4 protein-coding genes are annotated in these 2,801 nt (G+C 62.6%); 1 reads left to right on the top strand and 3 read right to left on the bottom strand.

Going from position 1 to position 2,801, the window contains the following annotated elements:
- Positions 1-194: 194 nt before the first annotated feature.
- Positions 195-407, top strand: coding sequence for a helix-turn-helix domain-containing protein (locus tag BGN95_RS11920; protein ID WP_286772719.1), 213 nt, complete (start codon positions 195-197; stop codon positions 405-407).
- Positions 408-573: 166 nt separating this feature from the next.
- Here BGN95_RS11920 and BGN95_RS11915 read toward each other — a convergent pair whose 3' ends face one another.
- The 3 genes from BGN95_RS11915 to BGN95_RS11905 all read right to left on the bottom strand — a co-directional run bounded on the left by BGN95_RS11915 (position 574) and on the right by BGN95_RS11905 (position 2,776).
- The gene (locus BGN95_RS11915) at positions 574-1,212 is read right to left on the bottom strand and encodes a PEPxxWA-CTERM sorting domain-containing protein (protein WP_286772718.1); all 639 of its coding nucleotides are present in this window, start codon (positions 1,210-1,212) and stop codon (positions 574-576) included.
- A gap of 567 nt (positions 1,213-1,779) precedes the next feature.
- Positions 1,780-2,202: an organic hydroperoxide resistance protein gene (locus BGN95_RS11910; RefSeq protein ID WP_286772717.1), complete on the bottom strand. Its 423-nt coding sequence runs from the start codon at positions 2,200-2,202 to the stop codon at positions 1,780-1,782.
- Positions 2,203-2,500: 298 nt separating this feature from the next.
- Entirely contained in the window at positions 2,501-2,776 is a 276-nt protein-coding gene (locus BGN95_RS11905; RefSeq protein WP_286772721.1) for an HU family DNA-binding protein, read from the bottom strand.
- Between the last annotated feature and the right edge of the window lie 25 nt (positions 2,777-2,801).

Genomic DNA, 2,801 nt, shown 5'->3' with positions numbered 1-2,801 from the left:
CGCCTAGTCGTATGCTCAGTCATATGGCTCACTCTTATCTAAGAGCGAGACCCTGTCAGGTCATTTCGGGGGCCAACTCAAGATCGTTCCCGTTTCGATCAAGGCACCTGGCCCGAACCCTCTCCCTCCGGGTGCCACCGGGGGAGGGACAGGGTCAAAAGACAGGAGGCGGCCGCGACATGCAAGGAAGCGAGATGAAGGATGCTCGCAGAGCGCTAGGTTTGACGCAGGACAAATTTGCCGAGGCCCTTGGGATGAGCCGTAAGGCGATCAACCAAATGGAGGTCGGCAAGGCCTCGATCGACCTGCGGACCGATCTTGCCACGCGCTATCTTCTCACGGTGGCGGGCAAGCGCGTTGATGCGGTCCTCGGTGAACCCGTCCGCAATCTGATCGATTACGTCTGAAAAACTATTCCTCGGGCTTCGCTCCGTTGGGCTTGGCCAGCATGCGCTAAACAGATGCTCCGGTTGCGCTGAAGATGCCTGGATTCATCCCGTCACTGATGCGAACGGCGAAAAACCGCCGGCCCTGGGGCCGGCGGCTTCGTAGTTCGAGCGAACTTCAGAACCGTCAGGCGGTGTAGGCGACGCTCACGCGGCGGCGACGCATCGCTGCGCCGACCGCGCCGAAGCCCAGGATCATCAGCGCCCAGGTCGCCGGCTCCGGCACGCCGCCACGGGCGAGGTTGTCGAACTCAAACGAGTTCTGGCCCGAGGTGAAAGTCGCGCCAACGATCGCGGGACCGCCGTGCGTATTGTAAGTCACTACACCATTGGTGAACCCGCTGATCTGGTTCCCGCTCGGGAACGACAGGTCATTGATAATCTGACCGCCAGCGTAAGTGATCGAGGTGCTGTCCGCGAAATGCAGCGTCAGCGAGTTGTAGGTGTCAAGCGAGCCGAGCACGAACGAGAAAAGCGACGTCGCCGCGAAGTTCGTCGTCCAGGACCCTCCCCCAAGGACCGATCCAAAATTGCCGGTGCTGCCATAGGCCGGACGAGCGCCCATCGAGCTCGACGCGTTGAGCGCATAAGCGTTCGTGCCGCCGGGGAGCAGCGAGCCCGCCGCGTAGCTGTCGAAATTCTCGAAAACGGTCGTGCCCGATGCGGTCGTGCCCGAGCCGCCAGCAAACGAGACGGTCGGTGCCGCAGAAGCGCTAACCGATGCAACCGTTAGTGCAACCGCTCCCAGGATCGCCAAATTCTTCATTGCCAGCCCTCAATACCAAAAACCACGATCGCCGCATTCCGAACTTCGATAATCAGCGATTCGAATGTCGTCCGATAGAGAGGTCGCACGGGGGGTGACAGCGCGTTTACCATCCGATTTTCCCAAAATGGGACAAATCGGGCTCCTCTGGGCCGCGCAGGAAAGGGATTGCGCCACGGCCCGACCAACCTCGCTCCAACGTAAGCTGCCGCTATGCCGGCCCTCGGGCAATCTTCGTGGCAAGCCGCCGGCGGGCATAGCCAAAGGACTGAGGGAAACCGCCCCTCAAACCCCGACGGTTCGAAATACCCCGCTGGTATAAGTTTTCGAGGCGCTCAACGCGCGGGGGATCCGCGCTATGTTGCATTGGGCGCCGAGCTGAACCGCGACGACAGCCGGCTCCACCTCATCGATGAGCGATCGGCTCGCGTTACCTGCGCGACTTCGATCGCAATGGCCACGTCCTCGTGTGACTCGAGCGGGACCGCGGACAGGCACATTCATGCCTGCCCGTGCCCCAGGGTTCGTCACGGGAGGGGGACGAACCCTGGCTCGCTCGCCCGTTCGTCAGGCCGCGACGTGCAGCGCGACGCTTGCGTCGATGCCTTCGCGGGTCATCTTCGAATAGGGGCAGGTCTGATGGGCCTGCTCGATCAGCGAGTCGGCCTCCTCCTCTTCCATGCCCGGAATGCTGACATTGAGGCGCGCGCTAAGGAAATAGCCCTCCTCCTCATCGAGGTGAAGTTCGACCTCGGCGTCGATCGCGGTCTCGGCGGGAAGCTCGATCCCGGCTTTCTTCGCGACATGGGCCAGGGCTGACTCGAAACAGGCGGCCCAGCCCGCCGCGAACAGCTGCTCGGGATTGGTCCCCGGGCGACTCGTGCCGGGCGGCGAAAGCTTGACGTCGAGCTGGCCATCGGAGCTTTTCGCGGCGCCTTCGCGCCCGCCGACGGTGTGAACATGCGCGGTATAGAGGGTCTTCGCACTCATGATCGGTCTCCTGGTCAAATTGCGGGGATCTTGGGTGTCCGATCAGGCTGCGCCCTCTTGGCTGCAAGCGTGTGACAAATGCGGTAATCTGCTTGCCGCAGCTCCGCTGCAGCCGCATGACACGGCGACTGGCCGGGCTGTACCGGTGCCGCAGTGCCATCGCAGGTTCGCGAAATTTAGTGGTTGATGGCGGCGGCGATCGCAAAGGCCCGGGGCGACTGTCGGTCCGCGTCGCTTGACGTGAGCAGTACGGAAAAGGGGAGGGACGGCAACAATCGGTGCCGCCCCCGGTCCGCAATTATCCGTTCAACTTGTCCTTCACGGCCTTGCCGGGCGCGAAGGTGAGCTTCCGCGCAGCCGCGATCTTGATGGTTGCGCCCGTCGAGGGATTGCGCCCCTCGCGAGCCGGCGTGGCCTTCAGCTTGAACTTTCCGAAGCCGTTGATCGAAATCTCCTGGCCGTTTGCCGCGGCGTCCACGATAGCGGTGAAAACAGCGTCGACCGCCTTGCGCCCGTCGGCCTTGGTCGTGCCGAGCTCAGCGGCAAGCTTCTCGGCGAGGTCGTTGTTGTTCATGTCGTGAAATCCCTTTCGAGGCGAA

It is taken from the genome of Sphingomonas sp. 66-10, assembly GCF_001897045.1.
In the GTDB taxonomy this organism is placed as follows: Bacteria; Pseudomonadota; Alphaproteobacteria; order Sphingomonadales; family Sphingomonadaceae; genus Sphingomonas; species Sphingomonas lycopersici.
Note: the sequence above shows the minus strand (reverse complement) of the source record. Positions and strands in the feature narration are given on the sequence as shown.